1 protein-coding gene is annotated in these 669 nt (G+C 48.4%); it reads right to left on the bottom strand.

Annotation, left to right across the window (positions count from 1 at the left end; translation table 11 throughout):
• Nucleotides 1-580: DUF4158 domain-containing protein (locus ACY3FQ_RS17960; RefSeq protein WP_489774588.1), on the bottom strand; the 580-nt coding region annotated here is incomplete at its 3' end.
• Nucleotides 581-669: the final 89 nt, after the last annotated feature.

Below are 669 nucleotides of genomic sequence, written 5' to 3'. Positions count from 1 at the left end.
CCAAGTCCGCAGATATGAGTTCCTCAAGCTTACGGACAAACTGATCGTTTGTGACGCCCACAACTTCACTGATCAAGTCCTGCAGAACAGTGTACCCTGGGATGGCGACTTTTTGTGCTGATAAGCATTCTATAGCCCTGTCGAATAGGGATCTCGGTTGACCCCATGCCCGTGCATGCTCATTTAGATCCTTTATCAACGCCGAACTATGACTTTTGTTGAGCCAACGCTGATGGCCCGTCAATTTGAAGATGCGTTGATAAATCCGAACACGGGCCTTCTGAGTAAGATTGAAGGGTCGGAGACCAGGGCCGGGAAAGACCTCGGAACACACATACTTGAGGTCCTGCTTAATTTGATGGTAGCCGGGACTCAACATGATGGGCTTCACTTTGAAGTACCCCAACAGTACAACAAACATGCACCTGTGATCGCGCTCACGGATTCTGTTGCACTCTGCTAATTCAGCGTCATTGAGAGTGAAGAAGAAACGTTGATCATTCGAACTTAGAATGGGGGGGCCGAACAGCTCAGCAATCTCCGCCTCGGTCAGGATTTTGATACGTTTTTCGGTGGCCATGATAAATTCTCAAAGCCAGCGATTTTAGCCAAAATACTCCAAAACGGTAAGAAAATGAGAAGTAACCCCATCCGGGAGGCCAGGAATGG

The organism is Acinetobacter sp. AB03, from assembly GCF_058107045.1.
The sequence above is the reverse complement of the archived record's forward strand: the minus strand, read 5'-3'. Positions and strand labels throughout refer to the sequence as shown.